The organism is Brenneria nigrifluens DSM 30175 = ATCC 13028 (assembly GCF_005484965.1).
GTDB classification, from domain to species: Bacteria; Pseudomonadota; Gammaproteobacteria; order Enterobacterales; family Enterobacteriaceae; genus Brenneria; species Brenneria nigrifluens.
This window is the reverse complement of record NZ_CP034036.1, coordinates 4,471,969-4,489,959: the sequence shown is the minus strand read 5'-3', so window position 1 is coordinate 4,489,959 and position 17,991 is coordinate 4,471,969. Positions and strand designations below refer to the sequence as shown.

Genomic DNA, 17,991 nt, shown 5'->3' with positions numbered 1-17,991 from the left:
CAGCTTGTTGACGGATTGAAGATTAAAATGTTTGCGTATAACGCGGACATCAAACAGCGCGGAGCGCTGGCCTGAAAAGGGAACAGACAAAATCGTCGGGAACGATTTTGTACGTCGCGTAGCGACGGCCCGAAGGGCGAGTCTCAGGAAGAGACGAGAAATTTGCCTGGCGGCGATAGCGCGGTGGTCCCACCTGACCCCATGCCGAACTCAGCAGTGAAACGCCGTAGCGCCGATGGTAGTGTGGGGTCTCCCCATGTGAGAGTAGGGAACTGCCAGGCATCAAACAGAACGGAAGGCCCAGTCGCAAGACTGGGCCTTTTGTTTTGCCTGTTGTTTGTCGGTGAGGTGCTCTTCAGTAGGACAAATCCGCCGGGAGCGGATTTGAACGGTGCGCAGCACCGGCCCGAAGGGCGGCCCACAGGGACGTGGGCCGTAAACTGCCAGGTGTGTGTCAACCGGCTGCGTTGACCACCTGCGCTACCGCTTTGGTAAACTGCGCCATTCCCTGTTCGATATCCTCGGGGGCAATGACCAGTGAAGGTACGAAACGAATCACATTTGGGCCCGCCATCAATACCATTACGCCATGTTGTGCCGCTGCTGCCAGAAACTCGCCCGCCCGACCATGCCATTGCGGCGTAAGCTCTGCCCCCAGCAATAATCCCATGCCGCGGATCTGCTCAAAGATACCGTACTGCTGGTTGATCTTTTCCAACGCCCCGACAAACTGGTTATGACGCTCCGCTACGCCCGACAGTACCTGCGGCGTATTGATGGTATCCAGCGCCGCTTCCGCAACCGCACAGGCCAGCGGGTTGCCGCCATAGGTCGTGCCGTGTACGCCGACGGTCATTACCGAGGCGATCTCCTCCGTGGTGAGCATGGCGCTGATGGGGAAGCCGCCGCCCAAGGCTTTGGCGGTGGTGAGAATATCCGGCGTAATGCCGTAATGCATATAAGTAAACAGCTTACCGGTACGGCCCATCCCGGACTGGACTTCATCAAACACCAGCAGCGCCTGATATTGATCGCACAGTTCACGCACGCCTTGCAGGAATTCCGGGGTGGCCGGCGTAATGCCGCCCTCTCCCTGAACGGGCTCCAATACCACGGCGCAGGTATGATCGTCCATCACCGCTTTGACCGCCGCCAGGTCATTAAAAGGAACGTGCACGATATCGGCGGGCTTCGGCCCGAAGCCATCGGCATATTTAGCCTGACCGCCGATGGAAACGGTAAACAGCGTCCGTCCGTGAAAGGCGTTATAAAACGCAATGATTTTGGTTTTATACGGGCTGTGACGCTTAATCGCGTAGTGGCGCGCCAGCTTGAAAGCCGCTTCGTTTGCTTCGGCGCCGGAATTGACAAAAAATACCCGATCGGCAAACGTCGCATTAATCAGCTTACTGGCCAAGCGTAGTGCAGGCTCATTGGTGAAGATATTACTGGTATGCCACAGCTTTTCTCCCTGCTGTTGCAGCGCGGCTACCAGCGCCGGATGACAGTGGCCAAGCGCGGTAACGGCGATACCACCGGAGAAATCAATGTATTCTCGTCCTTGCTGATCCCACACCCGGCTTCCTTTACCTTTTACCGGTATAAACTGCGCTGGTGCATAAACCGGCAAAATAACTTTGTCGTGAGTTTCCCGCGTTACTGCTTTTTTATCCGTTGCCATCTGCTTATATGCTCCGATATCAACAACTTTAAGTGAAAATATAATCAATAAATATGCATAAAAAATCAGTTTTAGACAATGTTAAACCGCCCGGAAAGAAAATTATTTCCTATCTCACTCTATTTTAAGAAAATTATCTAAAAGCTGGTGTCCTTGCTGGCTGAGAATACTTTCCGGATGAAACTGAACGCCTTCTAATGGTAGTGAACGGTGCCGAATCCCCATGATTTCATCATGCTTGCCGTCACGTTCACTCCAGGCGGTAACCTCGAAGCAGTCTGCCAGGGACGCCGGTTCAATCACCAGCGAGTGGTAGCGTGTTACCGTCAGCGGCTGCGACAGCCCGGCAAAAACCCCCGTATTATTGTGTTGGATAACCGAGGTTTTGCCGTGCATTACCTGGCGAGCACGGATGATTCGCGCACCGAATGCCTGTCCCATCGCCTGATGACCAAGACATACGCCAAGGATGGGCAACCTGCCGGCAAAATGGCGGATGGCCGCCAGAGAAATACCCGCGCCATCCGGCGTACAGGGGCCGGGAGAAATAACTAGCCGCGACGGCGATAGCCGTTCGATATCATCCAGCTTTATTTCATCATTACGCTTGACCAGTACTTCAGCGCCCAGCTCGCAAAAATACTGATACAGATTGTAGGTAAAGGAGTCATAGTTATCGATCAGTAACAACATGTATCACCCAATATTGTAATTCTTACGTTCAACTTATGGCGCTGGAGCGGATTTTATCATCGAACCGCGCGAGGGTATCGGCCTATAAATCGGCGGGGCGGGTGGCAGATATAGTTTAAGAACCGGCTGCAGACGCTAATGCAGCGTCTGCGCGTCAATAGAAGGGCAAAGATAATGTAAAGGGTGCGCCACCCGTCCGGGATCAATGCACGATATGGCGCTGGTAATACTTTTCGAGCCTCACCTGCAACTGGCTTAGCACCGTGCTGAACATCAGATAAATCAGCGCGGCCTCGATATAAAGAATCAGCGGTTCGTAGGTGACGGAAACAATACGCTGTGCGGATAAAAACATTTCCGGAACCGTAATGACGGCGGCAAGCGAGGTATCTTTGATTAAGGAAATAAAGGTGTTGGATAACGGGGGTAATGAAACGAACACCGACTGTGGAAATATTACCCAGCGAATCGCCTGAGCGCCGTTCATGCCCAGGGAATACGCCGCGCTCCATTGGCCTCGCGGTACCGATAATATCGCCCCGCGGACGATTTCCGAGCTGTATGCGCCAACGCTGATGGTGAACCCGATTAACGCGGCAGGGAAAGCATCCAGGGTGATACCCGCGCTGGGAAGCCCGTAAAAGATGAGAAATAACTGAACCAGCAGCGGTGTTCCACGGATAACCCAGACATAAAAGTCGCCGATCCATTTCAATGGCTTCGGACCATAGAGGCGGATCAGGGCGACAATCACCCCCACGGCCAGACCGAAAATAAAGGAAAGAATCGCCAGGGGAACGGTAAATTTTAATCCTGCGGACAGCAGACTCCAGAAAGAGTCTGCCATAAGCTCTAGCCAGGGCGGCATGAAAAATGACTCCGCTAACAGGGATATTATTGAGATACATCCTGACCGAAGTAGCGCACGGCTATCGTTTTATAGGTGCCGTCGGCTTTGATTTCATCCAATGCTTTATTCAGCGCCTCCACCAGCTGCGGCTGGTTTTTGCGTACCAAAATAGCAGAAGGTTCGCCGGTAGGCGCGGTGGCAATAACTTTGACTTTCGCGTCTGGCTTCTGCTTTTTGAAATCAAGGTAAGACAGGTTGTCGTTCAATGTGGCGTCGGCACGGCCGCTGAGCACCAAATCCAGAGACTGGTTGAATCCATCGGTAGGCACAATCTCCGCGCCGTGGCTGGTGGCCAGCTTCGCGTAGTTGCTGGTCAGGCTTTGCGCCGATTTTTTGCCTTTCAGATCGCTGAAGTTTTGGATGGTGGCGTTATCGGCCTGGGTGATAAGCACCGCTTTCGAGTCGATATAAGGTTTGGAGAAGTCGTATTTAACCTGACGCTCTTTAGTGATGCCGACCTGATTGATGACGACATCGTAGCGTTTGGCGTCCACGCCGGCGATTAGCCCGTCCCAGCGACCTTCGATAAACTGCGCCTTGACGCCCAGTTTTTCGGCGACCGCGCGGCCAATATCCACATCAAACCCCACCAGTTGACCCGATTTATCGTGGTAGGTGTAGGGGGCGTAGGTGCCTTCCGTACCGATTTTAATCACCCCGGCGGACTTGATGGCGCCGAGGTCATCCTGCGCCTGTGCCAAGACGCTCGTTGCGAACAGTGCGCCAGTCAGTATAGCGAAATGTAATTTCTTCATTATGGTTCCTGTGGGTAATGGGCATCATATGGCTTATAACTTTTATTGATAATGAATCTACGCCAGAAGGTTTATTTTGATAAATTACATTGCGTGATGGGTTATATCAGAACTGAATATAGTCATTTTGCCCTTTAGGCGACGCCGGCGGCGCGCAGAGCATGCAGCGGCATACGCTTATTCATCGTCATCCCCCACCACAATGACATTAATGTTCTTAGCCCTTAACTCAGTCAGGTAGTCCGGATTGATATCTTTGTCTGTAATCAGAATATCCACCGCGCTTAGCTCGCAGACCACATTGGGGCTTTTGCGGCCAAACTTGGACGAGTCCACCAGCAGGATAATCTGTTGCGCGGCGCGGCACATTGCCTGACTGACGGCGTGCAGTTCATTGTAGGTGGTGACGCCTGCATTCAGGTCGACGCCGTCGGCGCCGATAAACAGCTTGTCAAAACTGAAATGGGAAAAAGCGGTTTCCGCCAGACTGCCGTGAAACGAGGCCGAGGTTTTGCGATAGGTGCCGCCCGGCATCAGGATGGTTTGATCGTTATCCAGTTCAACCAGCTCATTAACAATGCTCAGGCTGTTGGTCATAACGGTAATATTGTTGAATTGCGTCAGCCACGGCACCATTTGCAGCACGGTGCTGCCCGCATCGAATATCAGCGAGTCGCCGTCATTAATCAGCGCCGCGGCCGCGTGGGCAATCTGTTTTTTCTTCTTGGTATTAATGTGTGTTTTACGGTCGATGGGCTGATCGCCTTCTTCCCGGCTGGGCATCACGCCGCCATAAGTACGGATAACCGCGCCTTCTTCTTCCAGCGCGGTTAAATCCTTACGGATTGTTGTGCCCGTGGTGCTGAAACGGCCGGCAAGCGTCTCCACGGACGTTTTGCCATGCGTGCGCAGATATTCCAGGATCGCCGCCTGACGTTGTTTAGGTTTCATTGCGATATCCATCCGATAGATCATTTTAACGCTTTCCTTTACGAAACTTGGCGCAGGGAAATGCTGCCAAATGAAAGGAAATATCTTTTAAAATGAAAATATCATGATTTCGCTTCAATCGCCAACGAAAGCGCGGCGCGGCAAGCCGATTCTATGGGAAAGATCACATTTGGCGCCAGTTGCGTTCTCTTTAATCCTATCCATTCTTTTATTCGCTGCGGCCGGGCAAAGACCGTAAATCCGCGCATGATAAAAGCGTCGCATACCCGTTCCTGCTCATCAAACGCCAGCGCCACGAGCACTCTGGCGTTAAACCTTCCGGCGGCGCGGCCTACGCCAACCGTGTTTCCCTGGCGGTACAACGCGTCAAACGCCTGATTGAAACGACGCAATTGCCGCCAGCCCAGCGCAATTTGTAACAGCCATGCGCATACCGCAAAGGTAATCAATAATGCTGCCGGGCTCATCGTTCACCTCCAGTTCCCCGGCATCGCGCCGGGGATAGCGTATTCAGAACATGACCTGCCCGCCGGTAATATTGATCGACTGGCCGGTACAGTAAGAGGCTTTATCACTGGCATAGTACAGTAACGTGTTCAGCACATCCTGATAGTCGCAGCCCCGCTTGAGCGGCACTTTATCAATATAGTACTGCTCCACCTCTTCCGGCCGGATGCCCAGTTTCTCGGCATACTGCGGCAATAATGACTGGAACATCGGCGATTTCAGCAAATTGCCCAGCATGAGCGAGTGGACGGTAATACCGAACTCCGCCAGATCCAGCGCCAGCGACTGAGTCAGCCCAACCCCGCCGAACTTGGCCGCGCTATAGCCGGAATTGTGCTTACTGCCGACTTTCCCTGATTTGGAGTTAATCTGGATAATGCGCCCGGCGATGCCGTCGCGGATCATCAGCTTGGCAAACTCGCGGGCGCACAGGAAATATCCCACCAGATTCACCTGTAAAGACAAATCAAAATCGTTGAGCCGGAACTGCGTAATGGGGGCCGCCTTGGCCATCCCTGCGCTATAGACCAAAAGATTGACCTGACCGAATCGCGCGTCAACCGCTCGCGCCAACCGTTCAACCTGTACTTCATCCGTGGCGTCAGTGCCAAAGCCGCAGGCGCATTCGGCGCCGTAGCGAGCATTGATCGTTTCCGCTACCTGCATGGCGTGTTGAGCATTTAAATCAACGACCGCAACCTGATAACCCGCTTCCGCCAGGCCTTCACACAGGAACGCACCGAGGGTCTGTCCGCCGCCGATGACTACCGCAACCTGTTTCATATGCATTTCCCCACCTGATATTTAAGAAAAAATCGTTAATTTACCGCCGACTTGGATATCTGTCGGCGGCTTACCTGCAACGTGCAGCGAGCCGGGAAATTCTGCTTCGGCAGCGCCGTCAAAGCGGATGGTGATATGACCCAGTTCACGCAGATTCTGCGTCGCAACCGAGCCTACCGCGGTAATCGGATAGGCCCTGTCCGAAAGCATCAGCGTGTCCCCTGCGCGTAGTTCGCCGTGCAGATCGCCATGCTGGTGGATAAAGCAGAATGATTCGATGTCTTCGGGGGCCCCTTCACGAAAGGTGATCATCATGTCTTCGGTCAATGCCTCCGCCGCGTTGTCGCCAATACGGGTAAATATGGTTTGAAAAACCGTGTTCATACCGACTCCCAAAACGGTTATTGGTAGATAAAACCGGATACTACCCAGGCCAGCAGCACGGTCGGCGCGCCGGTAAGAAAGCGGCCCACCAGTACGGAAGGCACTCCGACGCGCACGGTGTCCTGTTTCGCTTCCGCCAGCGACAGGCCGACAGGGATGAAGTCACAGGCGGCCTGCGCGTTTATGGCGAACAGGGCGGGCAGCGCCAGAGCGGGAGGAATATTTCCCAGCCCGATCTGCACGCCGACCAGCACCCCGATCACCTGGGCAATCACCGCGCCCGGCCCCAGAAAAGGAGAAAGCAGGGGGAATGAACAAATCAACGCCAGCGTGACCAAGCCGATCGGGCTGTTTGCCAACGGCGTCAGGCTGTGCGCAATCATATCGCCTAGCCCCGAGGCCATAATGATACCGATCAGCGCCGCGACGAACGCCATAAACGGCAGAATAGTCTTCAATACCGTATCAATGGTTTCCCGACCGGCCTGGAAAAATACGGCGACCACCGAACCCATGCCCATACCGACCTTGGCCAGCAGCCCGTCGCTCTGTTCGGTGATTTTTTTGCTGCTGTCGTAATCCCGGCCAAGGCCGGCGGATGCGGCGGCGACGGCGGTTTTTTCCGCCGCGGAAGGGATGGCGGCGGGCGTTGCCGACGCGGTTTCCACTCGTTGTATGTTTTTTTCCCGCACGCCGGATACGTAAATATCTTCCACAATAAACTGCGCCAGCGGGCCGGACCGGCCGGTCGAATGGATGTTGACCGTCGGGATGCAGCGTTTGGGATAAATCCCGCAGCGCAGCGTGCCGCCGCAGTCAATCACCGCTATGCCGATCTCTTCTGCCGGCGGCTCGCCGTCTTTAAAGCCATCCACGGCCGGCCAGCCGGTCAGTTCGCTCAGGCGATCGACAATTGCCGGACGCGTCCCCGCGGTGATATAGACAATTTTCTTGCCCGGCACCGCTTCGATCAGCAGCGGACCGCCCCAGCCGCTTTCGCCTCTTTCAATACGAATCACGTTGCTCATAATGGTTTTCCCCGTTAAAGCTGAACCTGACGGTCAAGCTGGATGCGCATTTTGCGTTCAAATAACGTGGTGGTCAGGTCCGTGACCCAGCCGCGGAAAAAGTTGCTCACCATCCCCACCAGCAGGTAGCTAACCGCCAGCGGGCCCAGCGGCAGACCGAGCGTCGTCAGGCCGCTGGCGATCCCGAGGTAGACGAACAGCTCCCCAGGATTGATATGCGGGAACAGGCCATTCATGGAGTGACAGCTATAAGACGCGGCGGCGTAGTAGCTCGGCTTGTACTTCTCCGGCATAAAGCGGCCCAGACTTAACGTCATGGGATTGCAAAAGACGAATGTGCCGATAACCGGCAACAGCATATAGCGGGAGAGCGGGTTCCCCGCGCAGCGTTGGGCCAGACGTTCGATGCGTTCCTGACCGACAAACACGATCAGCGCATTCATAATAACGAGCAGGCTAATCAGCAAAGGAAGTATGCCGGTCACCATGCCGACAAAAACTTCCCCTCCTTTCTGAAACAGGCCGATGAACCACTCAGCCCCATGGGTGATGACGTCTATCATATAGCGCTCCTGTTTCCTCTGGTTGATGCCGCAAGACACTAAACCGCGTGTTGTTTTGTTTACGTGCTATCAAAATATATCCAAATATGTTTTTTAAATTTTAAATTGATCACATTTTGAAAGTTATTTCGTTCAGTATGAAACATAAATGGGGAATGATTGTTGAACGCATTCTGTGGAGGAAGAGATCTATGAAGATTTATCTCGATACGGCGGATATCACCGCCATTGAACGACTGGCGCGTATCTTGCCGCTGGCCGGCGTCACGACGAACCCGAGCATTGTCGCTGCGGCGGGTAAGCCGCTGCATGAACTGTTGCCGGCGTTGCATCAGGTACTGGAGGGAAAAGGGGAGCTCTTTGCTCAGGTGATCGCCCACCGGGCAGAGGATATGGTTAAAGAGGCTTTGCTGATGCGGCAATACGTTGACGATTTGATTATCAAAGTTCCCGCTACCGCAGAGGGGCTGGCGGCGATGAAAATCTTACGCCGCGAGGGCATTCCGGTGCTGGGGACCGCCATCTACGGTGCGGCGCAGGGGCTGTTCGCCGCCCTGGCGGGCGCCAGATACGTGGCGCCTTATGTCAATCGGCTCGATGCGCAAGGCGGCGACGGGGTTCAGACGGTGCGCGATTTGCAAAAGCTACTGACGTTGCATGCCCCATTCGCGGGCGTACTGGCGGCAAGTTTCAAAACCCCGCGTCAGGCGTTGGCATGTATGCTGGCGGGATGTCAGGCGGTCACGCTGCCGGTTGATGTGGCGGAACAGTTTATCAACACACCGGCGGTGCAGGCGGCGATAGAAAAATTTGATGCTGACTGGCAGGGGGCTTTTGGCGGTATGAGGCTATAAGCAGGTAAAAGCTTTCATAATAAAAGAAACTCCCGGCCTGAAGGCGCGGCGGACAGCATGGCGATAATGAAAAATATAATCAAATGAGATATGTTCTTTTTTATCGGCAACAATTGTTTTGAGGCGGTGCGATACGCTTGCGCGGTCGTTTTTCCCCAAATTCAAACAGTATGGCAGGGAGATTTATGAACGCCGCCGAGACGGTTGCTACTCCGCGAGTGCTGGTGGTGGACGACCATCGCAAGATCCGCGAGCCTTTGGCTGTTTACCTGCGCCGCTATGCGTTTGATGTGCGCACCGCCGAGAATGCGGCGGCGATGTGGCTGATTTTAAAACAACAGCCGATCGATATTGTCATCCTGGACGTGATGCTCCCCGACGGGGATGGTATGGAACTGTGCCGCCAGCTTCACCGGCGTTTTAATATGCCGGTCATCCTTCTGACGGCGCGCGACGCCATGGACGACCGTGTCCGGGGGTTGGATCTGGGGGCGGATGACTATGTCGTCAAGCCGTTTGAACCTCGCGAACTGGTGGCGCGCATCCATAGCGTTCTGCGTCGTCTGGGGGCGGGCCGCGCGGCCGACGCGGTGCAACGCGATGACAAAGCGCTGCTCATGTACTGTTTCGCCGGCTTGCGGTTTATGCCGGCGACGGGCGTACTCAGCGACGCCAACGGCGTCGGCGTGCAATTAAGTACGATGGAAAGGCGCCTGCTGTGGGCCTTTCTGCAATACCCCAATGCGGTGTTGAGTCGCGACCGGCTGATCGACCTGTGCGTTCGCCCCGGCAACGATGTTTTCGATCGGGCAATCGATCGGCAGGTCAGTCGCCTGCGGAGTAAGCTCGCGCATTTCCTGCACGATAGCGAATTGTTGATTACCGTCTGGGGCAGTGGTTACCTGCTGGCGTCCGACGTGAGCGTACACCCGCTATGAGCTGGCTGCCCAGGCGTATGGCCAACCAGTTGGCGCTGCTGCTGGTGCTGGCGTTGGCGGCGTCGAATCTTATCGCCATGGCTTACGTCCAGCTTACCGGGGCTTTGCTCCACCCGGTATCACGCACCCTCGCGCTGGAGCGCTTGACCATTGCCTATCAGGCCGCTCACCGCTTATCGCTCTCTGACGCCGACCAACTGCTGGTTTCCATGAACGCCAATGACGCCCGCTTCTGGATTGACGCTCATCCCGAAATTACGCCTTTCGACATGCGGAAAGAGGAGCGTCGCTTGATCGCGGATCTGAGCTCGCGGCTGCCTGCGGCAGCGGACATAAGTATTGTCATGCAGCTCGAACGTACTGACGGCGGACTGGCGCGCGGCCACCTTTTCAGCCCGATTCGTTGGGATCCGCTGCGGCTTCGCACCAGCATCCGGCTGCCTGACGGGCGCTACCTCAATGGGGTGCAACATCCGCTTCAGGCATACGAATGGAGCCGTTTACTCTCCTATTCGCTGCCCGTGACCAGCGTACCGGTGTTGTTGATTGTCGTGTTTTTCATGCGGCGGGTGGTGCATCCCGTCAAGGCGCTGGCCGCGGCGACCGAACGGATTAGCCGGGGGGAGCGGATGGCGCCGTTGCCTTTGTCCGGGCCCCTGGAAGCGCGCGAGCTGACCCAGGCATTCAACGTGATGCAGGAACGGATTGCCCGTCACATCGAGGGACGTACCCGCATGCTTGCCGCCGTCAGCCACGATCTCAATACGCCCATCACCGAGCTGCGTTTGCAGGTGGAGTTGCTGGAGGCCGGCCCGCCCCGCGACGACATGCTGGAAAGCCTGAACGAATTGAGCGCCATGGTGCGTGAAACCCTTAACTTCGTGCGCGGTGACGCCATGCAGGAGCAAACGAGCAGTCTGTCGCTCACCGCCATGCTTGACGAGTTGGTCCGGCGATATCGCACCATGGGACGGCGGGTGCAATGGGCGGGCGCCGAACAGATTGAGATCCGCTGTCGTCCTCTGGCGCTCAAGCGCGCGCTGACCAATTTAATCGATAATGCGTTGATCCACGCGGGCGACGCCACGCTTAGCCTCCAGCGCGGGCCTGAGGGCGTTTGTATTGAAGTGCTCGATCACGGCCCGGGGATTGCGCCTTGCGCTCTTGAGCAGGCTTTCGAACCTTTTGTGCAACTGAACCCGCTCCCGGAGCGCGACGGTGCGGGGATCGGCGCCGGGATGGGATTAGGGCTGTCCATCGCCCGCGCCTGTATTCATGCGCACGGCGGCGAGCTGATCCTGGAGAATCGCCCGCCCGCCGGGTTGTGCGCCGTCGTGAGGTTGCCGCCCGGTTAGAAAGCGATGGTGGTGCCGAACCAGAACGTGCGCCCGTAATTGACCGTACCGTAAGTTTCGTCATCCAGACGCTTGTCGTTCAGATTGTAAATCGCCGCATTGAGCGCCACGGCGCGGGTTAGCTGATAAGAGCCGCCGATGTCCGCCGTGGTGTAAGCCGGCGACGGTTCATTATTGATGGTATTCCCGAACTCTTTACCATAGTAGTTCACCGCCGCCCAGGCCTGAGCCCGATCGGAAATATCCCAGTCAGCCCGCAGGTTGGCCTTGTTCTTGGGAGTCAGGGCCAGAGGTGCGCCGGCATTCGCTCCGCTTCTCTGCTCCGAGTCGGTATAGGTAAAGTTGCCTTTCAGCGCCAGCGAGGGGACGATCTGCCAGCGTCCGTTAAGCTCCACGCCTCTGATCACCGCCTTGTCGATGTTGATGCGATCCATGATGATGTACCCGTTCCAACGTTCGTCCGTGGTCAGCGTCGAGAGCTTATCCTTGAAGTCGTTGTAGAAAACCGTGGCGCCGGCCGAGAGATCGTCGCGGTTTGACCATAAGGCCGAGAGCTCATAGTTGGTGCTGGTTTCAGGCTTAAGGTCCGAGTTGCCGAACATCACATAGGTGTTGCGCCGCAGTACGGCGTAATCATCGATGACCGCCCGCAGTTCGGGCGCTTTAAAGCCTCTGGCGACGCCGCCTTTGACGGTCCATTCATCATTCAGGCGCCATACTCCGTAGATCCGCGGATTGAAATGACTGCCGTATTGCTCGTGGTGATCCAGGCGCAGGCCGGTGGTGAGCGCGAAGCTGTCGGTGAGCCGCCACTCATCCTCCGCGAACAGGGCTTTCTGCACCACTTCAAATTTATAGTTTTTCCGATCGTTGAGACCCTGGTTCCAGTCTTTGAGCGTGCTCTGATTCCATTGCACCCCGGCGGTGGAAATATGGTAATCGGTCGGAGCGACCAGCTTGGCATCGAACACGGTGTTCTTGATTTCAGGTTTGCGGCCCAGCACATCCGCCTGTCTGGCGGTGGCAACGCCCTCACGACTGGTTTTTTCCTGTGACAGCGAGACGGTCGAGGTCGCCCAGCTCCAGCGCCCCTCATGGGAAACCGACCAGTGATCGCGGTTGTTCTTCTGCTCGCGCGTGGCCCAGTTGGGGCTGGTGCCTTCGCCGTTCTTCAGCCGGGTGACGCCGCCTTGCAGTAGAATGTCGTGGTCGGCCGTGGGTGTGAAGGCCAGACGCGCGGTCAGGTCTTTATGATCGGCCTTGGTAAAGCCGTTGGTGGTTTGTACGTCGTCGTCGCCCTGACGGTTCAGATAGCGTCCCCACACCTGCAAGCCCAGCAGATCCTGGGCGAGAGGGCCGCTGAGGTAAAACTGGGTCTGGTTCGCGTTGCCCTGGTCGCTGTGCTGACGGGCTGAATAATCATAAGAAACCGAACCGCCCCATTGGCGGGAGACTTTGCGCGTAATCACGTTGATCACGCCGCCGATGGCGTCCGAGCCGTAGAGTGAAGACATGGGGCCGCGGATCACTTCGATACGTTCAATGGCGGCGGCGGGCGGCACGAAGCTTTGCTCATACCCGGCGTTGCCGTTAACGCGGGAATCGCGCCCGCTCTGGCGTTTTCCATCCACCATCAGTAACGTGTAATCGGCGGGCATGCCGCGGATGGAGATATCGGTTTCATTGGCGCCGCCGTTGACAACGACCCCTTCCACATCACGCACCGCGTCGCCCAGATTCTGGATAGAACGCTTACGCAGATCTTCGCCTTTTATTACCGTGATAGAGGCGGGAGCGTCCTCCTGGCTTTGTTCATAACCGGCGGCGGTGACCACCAGCGTTTCCGGTTCCGTTGCGGCGTTCAGGGTGCCGGTTTGTTCTTCGGCATAGGCGGCGACAGGGCAGAACAAAGCGAGTTTAACGATAACGGCCAGCGACCGTCGGTGAAAGCGGGGTTGCATGATGGAAAATGTCTCCTGAAATTTACACTGAATGCAAATCATACGCATCCGCATTATTAAAGGTTGGACAAGGTGTGACAGACGGGAATGGGTAGACGGAAAGAACGGGAGTGATTGGGTCGACCAGGCGAGAGCGCGGTAAACAAAAAGCGCCCGTCGTTGCCGACAAGCGCCTTTAAAATCAACTAGATACGCTGATGAATCAGTTCATGCCGTATTTTTTCAATTTCTTACGCAGGGTGCCGCGGTTGATGCCCATCATCAGGGCGGCGCGGGTTTGATTGCCGCGGGTGTATTGCATCACCATGTCCAACAGGGGTTGTTCAACTTCGGCCAATACCAGCTCATACAGGTCACTCACGTCCTGACCATTCAATTGGGCAAAATAGTTTTTCAGGGCCTGTTTAACCGAGTCGCGCAGGGGTTTTTGGGTTACCTGTGCCTGAGAGTTTACGGTGGAAACGGTCAGTACGTCAGAATTCACGCGTTGTTCGAACATAGTTCTGTCAGCTCTTTTTCTGTTTACGCAAGATTTTCAAAGTATGCCTCCAACGCCTCCAGCTGCTCGCTGGCATCCTCTATGGCGTTGAATGTGCGCCTAAACTGGTCGTTTGGGGCGTTCTCCCGGAGATACCAGGATACGTGCTTACGAGCTATACGAAATCCCTTGCCTGGACCATAAAAGTCGTGCAATTCCCGTATATGCTTGATCAACAAGCGCTTGACCTCTGCCAATGGCATCGGTGCTAGCAACTCCCCGGTGTCCAGATAATGCTGGATTTCCCGAAAGATCCAGGGTCTTCCCTGAGCGGCCCGTCCTATCATCAGGGCGTCTGCCCCGGTGTAATCTAGAACCGCTCTGGCTTTATGCGGGGAAGTCACGTCGCCATTCGCAATAATGGGAATGGAAACGGCCTGCTTAACTGTCCGAATGCTGTCGTATTCCGCCGAACCATTGAACAGGCACGCACGCGTGCGTCCGTGAATGGTCAGGGCCTGAATCCCACAGCTTTCAGCCAATCTGGCAATCTCTACACAGTTACGGTGCTCTGGCGCCCAGCCGGTGCGGATTTTCAGCGTTACCGGCACGTCTACCGCTTTCACTACCGCCGAGAGGATTCGTTTTACCAAATCCGGGTACTGCAACAACGCAGACCCTGCCATCTTGCGGTTCACCTTCTTGGCCGGACAACCCATATTAATGTCGATGATCTGCGCGCCGAAATCGGTATTGAATTTCGCCGCCACCGCCATTTCATCCGGGTCACAGCCGGCAATTTGCACGGCCCTGATCCCTGGCTCATCGCTATGCACCATACGCAAACGCGATTTATCCGAACGCCAGACTTCCGGATTGGAAATCAGCATTTCGGACACGGCCATTCCAGCGCCCATCGTGTGACAGAGTGCTCTGAATGGGCGATCGCTGATACCGGCCATCGGCGCTGCTATCAAACGATTGGTAAGCTGAAATTGTCCAATGCGCATAGACAAAGAGTGACCATACTGTGTCTGCAAGGGCGCGTATATTACGCATTTTTCACCTGATATGAAAGGCCAAACTTTGACCAATTAGCCGGCGGCGATCAAAGAAAACGCCATTCAGCGTGTGGCGAGAAAATATTATCTATATTTAACAATAGGTTTTAAATATTTATGCGTTATTTTTGTTCGGGAAAATATTCGGGCGGCTGCGCAATTTATCTGTAATATGCGGTGATTGAAGCAGGAGTTACATTGATATCCGCCATTTGCAGGGGATTGCGTTGTTAATAAACCAAGAACAGGAATAAACTTTATGCACCATAAGGCGGCAAACGCGCCCCCGGTGCGGCGCTGGCTTTTGCCGCGTCCGTGCGGCGCCACGTCCGCCTCAGCGCGATTTTTTACGCGCGGGAAAACCCAAAATAAGCGGGATACGCGAAAGTTACTTACGTACGCCGGTAATGCGGCACCACTCTTCTTTTTCCGCCACCGGGTCAAGCCGGAATTTGTCCTGATAGGCTTCGGCGACGCCGGCGGCCTGCGTCGCCAGCACGCCCGACAGACCGAGGCGCCCGCCGGTTTTCGGCAGATCGCTGATTAGTGGCGCCAGCTCACGCAGCGGGCCGGCCAGAATATTGGCGACCACCACGTCGGCGCCGAGGTCGGCCGGCTGGTCCTGCGGCAGATAGAGCTCCAGGCGCTCGGACACGCCGTTGCGCCGGGCGTTGTCGCGGCTGGCCTGAATCGCCTGCGGGTCGATGTCGATGCCGATGGCGCGGGCGGCGCCCAGCTTTAGCGCCGCGATGGCCAAGATGCCGGAACCGCAGCCGAAGTCGATAAGGGTTTTGCCCTGTAAATCCAGCCCGTCCAGCCATTGCAGGCAGAGCGCGGTGGTGGGGTGGGTGCCGGTGCCGAAAGCCAGGCCCGGATCGAGCATCACGTTCACCGCCGTCGGGTCGGGAATATCGCGCCAGCTCGGGCAGATCCACAGCCGTTCGCCGAAACGCATCGGGTGGAAGTTATCCATCCATTCGCGCTCCCAGTCCTTATCTTCCAACTGCTCTATTTTATGCTGAAACCCGGCGCCCAGCAGCGGCTCCTGCTCCAGCGCGGCGATAACGTCCGCCATCTCGGTCTCCGCGTCATATAAACCGATAACGTCGGTATCGCCCCACAGGCGGGTTTCTCCGGGCAGCGGCTCGAATACCGGCGTATCGTGGGTATCCTGAAACGTCACGGACACCGCGCCGCTCTCAATCAGCGCGTCGCCCAATTGTTCGGCATGGCTGCCGGAAGTATTGATTTTCAGTTGAATCCACGGCATAGCAGTCTCTATTACATTTAAAGTGAAGTGGGTGCGGTCGCCGGTTCAGGCAGGCTGTGCCCAAAGCGGTTGCCGATAATAAACGCCAGCAGGCTTAGCGTCAGCGCCGGCACGATAGGGTGAAAGCCCGCCAGATGAAGATCGAAACTGGCCAGCAGCGTATAGCTGCATGCGCCGCTGAACATGGCGCTTAACGCGCCCGTGGCGTTGGCGCGTTCCCAATAAAGGCCGAGCACCAGCGGCCACAGGAACACGGCTTCCAGCCCGCCGAACGCCAGCAGGTTTAGCCAGATAATCATCTCCGGCGGGCGCCAGGAGGCCAGCAGCACCAATAACCCCAATAGCAGGGTCGTCATGCTGGAAAGGCGCTTGATGCGCCGTTCATTGCGCATTTGCTGCGGGCGCACGCTGAGGTAAAGATCTTTGATTATCGTGGCGGAGGCCTGCAGCAGGTGCGCGTTGATATTGGACATGATAGCCGCCATCGGCGCGGCGAGAAATATACCCGCGGCCAGCGGGGGCAGCACGGAAACCATCAGCGCCGGCAGCACTTGATCCGGTATGGTCAGGTCGGGCATCACCGCTCGGCCCAGCGCGCCCGCCAGATGCATGCCCAGCATCAGAATGCCGATCACGATGGTGCCGATAATAATGCCGCGGTGCAGCGCCTGGCTGTCGCGGTAGGAGATGCAGCGCACGGCGGTGTTGGGCAGGCCGATAACCCCGAAACAGACCAGCACCCAGAAAGAGGCCATAAAAGGCATCGACAGGATCTGATCGCTGCCCTGCGGGGTGACCAGCGCGGGGTCGATCTGCTGCAGTTTGTCCACCGCGCTGTGCAGGCCGCCGGCGGCGTGGATAACGCCCACCAGCAGGATCACCGTGCCCAGCAGCATGACGATGCCCTGCATGGCGTCGTTCAGCACGCTGGCGCGGAAGCCGCCGAACGCGGTATAGAGCGCGATGGTCACGCCGAAAATCAGCAGGCCGATATCGTAGGGGATGTTGGCCGCGGTCTCCAGCAGGCGCGCGCCGCCAATAAACTGCACCGCCATGGCGCCGATAAAGGCGACCAGCAGGCTAATGCTGGCGAACCATACCAGCAGCCGACTGCCGTAGCGGGCGAACAGCATATCGTTGAGGGTAATCGCATTATAACGTCTTGCCAGAATGGCGAATTTTTTCCCCAGAATGCCCAGCGACAACAGCATGGTGGGAAGCTGGATCATGGAGAGCAATACCCAGCCCAGCCCGTACTTGTAGGCCGCCCCCGGTCCGCCGATAAATGAACTGGCGCTGACGTAGGTGCCGATAAGGGTCATCGCCAGCACGAAGCCGCCCATTGAGCGCCCGCCGAGGAAATACTCGTTGAGAAAGTTGCCCGCCTGGCGGCGGCGATAGGCGTATACCGAGAGCCCGAAAACCAGCAGCAGGTAGCCCAGCAGCGGCAGAAGTACCTCATTTTGCATCGTCATTCTCCAGTGAGATATCGCGGAAAACGACGCGAACCATCAGCCAGCACAGTAGGGTGAAAACAAGCGGCAGCAGCAGGCAGGCCATTTCAAACCAGTGAGGGAGGCCGGTAATGCCCTGAGCGCTGTCAGGCAGGTAAGCAGTGAGAATCCAGGCTATCAGGTAAGCCAGCGTCAGGCCCATCGCCCAGCGGGCTTCCCGATGAGCCTGAAGAAAACGCGTATCCATTTTTCCCCCAGATAAGCTGGTGTTGATAGTGCGAAACCGGGAATTTTACGGCATGCGGTCGATTTGCCCAGTCCGAATTGACAGAAAAGCAAAAAGGCCGGTTTTCACCGACCTTTTA

Annotated in this window: 19 protein-coding genes and 1 rRNA gene; 4 read left to right on the top strand and 16 right to left on the bottom strand. The window is 56.3% G+C overall.

Annotation, left to right across the window (positions count from 1 at the left end; all coding sequences use genetic code 11):
- Positions 1-165 precede the first annotated feature (165 nt).
- Positions 166-281, top strand: a 5S ribosomal RNA gene (gene rrf, locus EH206_RS21055).
- A gap of 173 nt (positions 282-454) precedes the next feature.
- On the opposite strand, the gene argD is transcribed toward rrf, so the two are convergent.
- The 10 genes from argD to srlA form a co-directional block, all read right to left on the bottom strand.
- A complete protein-coding gene (argD, locus tag EH206_RS21050) occupies positions 455-1,681 on the bottom strand; it encodes a bifunctional acetylornithine/succinyldiaminopimelate transaminase (protein ID WP_009114795.1) in 1,227 nt (408 codons plus the stop codon).
- Between the two features lie 114 nt (positions 1,682-1,795).
- Positions 1,796-2,374: an aminodeoxychorismate synthase component II gene (locus tag EH206_RS21045; RefSeq protein WP_009114794.1), complete on the bottom strand. Its 579-nt coding sequence runs from the start codon at positions 2,372-2,374 to the stop codon at positions 1,796-1,798.
- Positions 2,375-2,576: 202 nt separating this feature from the next.
- Complete coding sequence (locus EH206_RS21040) at positions 2,577-3,242, bottom strand: amino acid ABC transporter permease (protein ID WP_009114793.1); 666 nt, start codon at positions 3,240-3,242, stop codon at positions 2,577-2,579.
- Between the two features lie 26 nt (positions 3,243-3,268).
- On the bottom strand, positions 3,269-4,039 hold the full coding sequence (locus tag EH206_RS21035) for an amino acid ABC transporter substrate-binding protein (protein WP_009114792.1): 771 nt from the start codon (positions 4,037-4,039) through the stop codon (positions 3,269-3,271).
- A 177-nt stretch (positions 4,040-4,216) separates the two neighbouring features.
- Entirely contained in the window at positions 4,217-4,990 is a 774-nt protein-coding gene (gene srlR / locus EH206_RS21030; protein WP_040344193.1) for a glucitol operon DNA-binding transcriptional repressor SrlR, read from the bottom strand.
- 101 nt (positions 4,991-5,091) lie between these two features.
- Positions 5,092-5,457 carry a transcriptional regulator GutM gene (gene gutM / locus EH206_RS21025; RefSeq protein ID WP_009114790.1) on the bottom strand — a complete coding sequence of 122 codons (366 nt, stop codon included), beginning with the start codon at positions 5,455-5,457 and terminating at the stop codon, positions 5,092-5,094.
- Positions 5,458-5,500: 43 nt separating this feature from the next.
- Positions 5,501-6,280 (bottom strand): sorbitol-6-phosphate dehydrogenase, encoded by a 780-nt coding sequence (gene srlD / locus EH206_RS21020; protein ID WP_040344192.1) that lies wholly within the window; start codon positions 6,278-6,280, stop codon positions 5,501-5,503.
- Between the two features lie 21 nt (positions 6,281-6,301).
- Entirely contained in the window at positions 6,302-6,664 is a 363-nt protein-coding gene (gene srlB, locus EH206_RS21015) for a PTS glucitol/sorbitol transporter subunit IIA (protein ID WP_009114788.1), read from the bottom strand.
- Between the two features lie 17 nt (positions 6,665-6,681).
- Complete coding sequence (gene srlE, locus EH206_RS21010) at positions 6,682-7,692, bottom strand: PTS glucitol/sorbitol transporter subunit IIB (protein ID WP_009114787.1); 1,011 nt, start codon at positions 7,690-7,692, stop codon at positions 6,682-6,684.
- 14 nt (positions 7,693-7,706) lie between these two features.
- The gene (gene srlA / locus EH206_RS21005; protein WP_009114786.1) at positions 7,707-8,255 is read right to left on the bottom strand and encodes a PTS glucitol/sorbitol transporter subunit IIC; all 549 of its coding nucleotides are present in this window, start codon (positions 8,253-8,255) and stop codon (positions 7,707-7,709) included.
- 191 nt (positions 8,256-8,446) lie between these two features.
- On the opposite strand from srlA, the gene fsa reads away from it, so the two are divergent.
- The 3 genes from fsa (at position 8,447) to EH206_RS20990 (ending at position 11,402) form a co-directional block, all read left to right on the top strand.
- Positions 8,447-9,109, top strand: a complete 663-nt coding sequence (fsa, locus tag EH206_RS21000) for a fructose-6-phosphate aldolase (RefSeq protein ID WP_009114785.1) — start codon at positions 8,447-8,449, stop codon at positions 9,107-9,109.
- A gap of 185 nt (positions 9,110-9,294) precedes the next feature.
- Positions 9,295-10,047 (top strand): response regulator transcription factor, encoded by a 753-nt coding sequence (locus EH206_RS20995; protein ID WP_009114784.1) that lies wholly within the window; start codon positions 9,295-9,297, stop codon positions 10,045-10,047.
- A complete protein-coding gene (locus EH206_RS20990; protein ID WP_009114783.1) occupies positions 10,044-11,402 on the top strand; it encodes an ATP-binding protein in 1,359 nt (452 codons plus the stop codon). The genes EH206_RS20995 and EH206_RS20990 overlap by 4 nt, the downstream gene beginning before the upstream one ends.
- On the opposite strand, the gene EH206_RS20985 is transcribed toward EH206_RS20990, so the two are convergent.
- The 6 genes from EH206_RS20985 to EH206_RS20960 all read right to left on the bottom strand — a co-directional run bounded on the left by EH206_RS20985 (position 11,399) and on the right by EH206_RS20960 (position 17,873).
- Positions 11,399-13,363, bottom strand: coding sequence for a TonB-dependent receptor domain-containing protein (locus EH206_RS20985; protein ID WP_040344187.1), 1,965 nt, complete (start codon positions 13,361-13,363; stop codon positions 11,399-11,401). The genes EH206_RS20990 and EH206_RS20985 overlap by 4 nt on opposite strands.
- Before the next feature lie 202 nt (positions 13,364-13,565).
- Entirely contained in the window at positions 13,566-13,862 is a 297-nt protein-coding gene (gene fis, locus EH206_RS20980; protein WP_005975342.1) for a DNA-binding transcriptional regulator Fis, read from the bottom strand.
- A gap of 23 nt (positions 13,863-13,885) precedes the next feature.
- Positions 13,886-14,851: a tRNA dihydrouridine synthase DusB gene (gene dusB, locus EH206_RS20975; RefSeq protein ID WP_009114781.1), complete on the bottom strand. Its 966-nt coding sequence runs from the start codon at positions 14,849-14,851 to the stop codon at positions 13,886-13,888.
- A gap of 439 nt (positions 14,852-15,290) precedes the next feature.
- Positions 15,291-16,172, bottom strand: a complete 882-nt coding sequence (gene prmA, locus EH206_RS20970; RefSeq protein WP_009114780.1) for a 50S ribosomal protein L11 methyltransferase — start codon at positions 16,170-16,172, stop codon at positions 15,291-15,293.
- Between the two features lie 17 nt (positions 16,173-16,189).
- On the bottom strand, positions 16,190-17,641 hold the full coding sequence (gene panF, locus EH206_RS20965; protein WP_009114779.1) for a sodium/pantothenate symporter: 1,452 nt from the start codon (positions 17,639-17,641) through the stop codon (positions 16,190-16,192).
- Positions 17,631-17,873, bottom strand: a complete 243-nt coding sequence (locus tag EH206_RS20960; protein ID WP_009114778.1) for a YhdT family protein — start codon at positions 17,871-17,873, stop codon at positions 17,631-17,633. The genes panF and EH206_RS20960 overlap by 11 nt, the downstream gene beginning before the upstream one ends.
- Positions 17,874-17,991 lie beyond the last annotated feature (118 nt).

What these genes read in the sequence shown, in the direction of transcription:
- argD (WP_009114795.1), bottom strand. Translation starts at nt 1,681, where the DNA reads ATGGCAACGGATAAAAAAGCAGTAACGCGGGAAACTCACGACAAAGTT.
- EH206_RS21045 (WP_009114794.1), bottom strand. Translation starts at nt 2,374, where the DNA reads ATGTTGTTACTGATCGATAACTATGACTCCTTTACCTACAATCTGTAT.
- EH206_RS21040 (WP_009114793.1), bottom strand. Translation starts at nt 3,242, where the DNA reads ATGCCGCCCTGGCTAGAGCTTATGGCAGACTCTTTCTGGAGTCTGCTG.
- EH206_RS21035 (WP_009114792.1), bottom strand. Translation starts at nt 4,039, where the DNA reads ATGAAGAAATTACATTTCGCTATACTGACTGGCGCACTGTTCGCAACG.
- srlR (WP_040344193.1), bottom strand. Translation starts at nt 4,990, where the DNA reads ATGAAACCTAAACAACGTCAGGCGGCGATCCTGGAATATCTGCGCACG.
- gutM (WP_009114790.1), bottom strand. Translation starts at nt 5,457, where the DNA reads ATGAGCCCGGCAGCATTATTGATTACCTTTGCGGTATGCGCATGGCTG.
- srlD (WP_040344192.1), bottom strand. Translation starts at nt 6,280, where the DNA reads ATGAAACAGGTTGCGGTAGTCATCGGCGGCGGACAGACCCTCGGTGCG.
- srlB (WP_009114788.1), bottom strand. Translation starts at nt 6,664, where the DNA reads ATGAACACGGTTTTTCAAACCATATTTACCCGTATTGGCGACAACGCG.
- srlE (WP_009114787.1), bottom strand. Translation starts at nt 7,692, where the DNA reads ATGAGCAACGTGATTCGTATTGAAAGAGGCGAAAGCGGCTGGGGCGGT.
- srlA (WP_009114786.1), bottom strand. Translation starts at nt 8,255, where the DNA reads ATGATAGACGTCATCACCCATGGGGCTGAGTGGTTCATCGGCCTGTTT.
- fsa (WP_009114785.1), top strand. Translation starts at nt 8,447, where the DNA reads ATGAAGATTTATCTCGATACGGCGGATATCACCGCCATTGAACGACTG.
- EH206_RS20995 (WP_009114784.1), top strand. Translation starts at nt 9,295, where the DNA reads ATGAACGCCGCCGAGACGGTTGCTACTCCGCGAGTGCTGGTGGTGGAC.
- EH206_RS20990 (WP_009114783.1), top strand. Translation starts at nt 10,044, where the DNA reads ATGAGCTGGCTGCCCAGGCGTATGGCCAACCAGTTGGCGCTGCTGCTG.
- EH206_RS20985 (WP_040344187.1), bottom strand. Translation starts at nt 13,363, where the DNA reads ATGCAACCCCGCTTTCACCGACGGTCGCTGGCCGTTATCGTTAAACTC.
- fis (WP_005975342.1), bottom strand. Translation starts at nt 13,862, where the DNA reads ATGTTCGAACAACGCGTGAATTCTGACGTACTGACCGTTTCCACCGTA.
- dusB (WP_009114781.1), bottom strand. Translation starts at nt 14,851, where the DNA reads ATGCGCATTGGACAATTTCAGCTTACCAATCGTTTGATAGCAGCGCCG.
- prmA (WP_009114780.1), bottom strand. Translation starts at nt 16,172, where the DNA reads ATGCCGTGGATTCAACTGAAAATCAATACTTCCGGCAGCCATGCCGAA.
- panF (WP_009114779.1), bottom strand. Translation starts at nt 17,641, where the DNA reads ATGCAAAATGAGGTACTTCTGCCGCTGCTGGGCTACCTGCTGCTGGTT.
- EH206_RS20960 (WP_009114778.1), bottom strand. Translation starts at nt 17,873, where the DNA reads ATGGATACGCGTTTTCTTCAGGCTCATCGGGAAGCCCGCTGGGCGATG.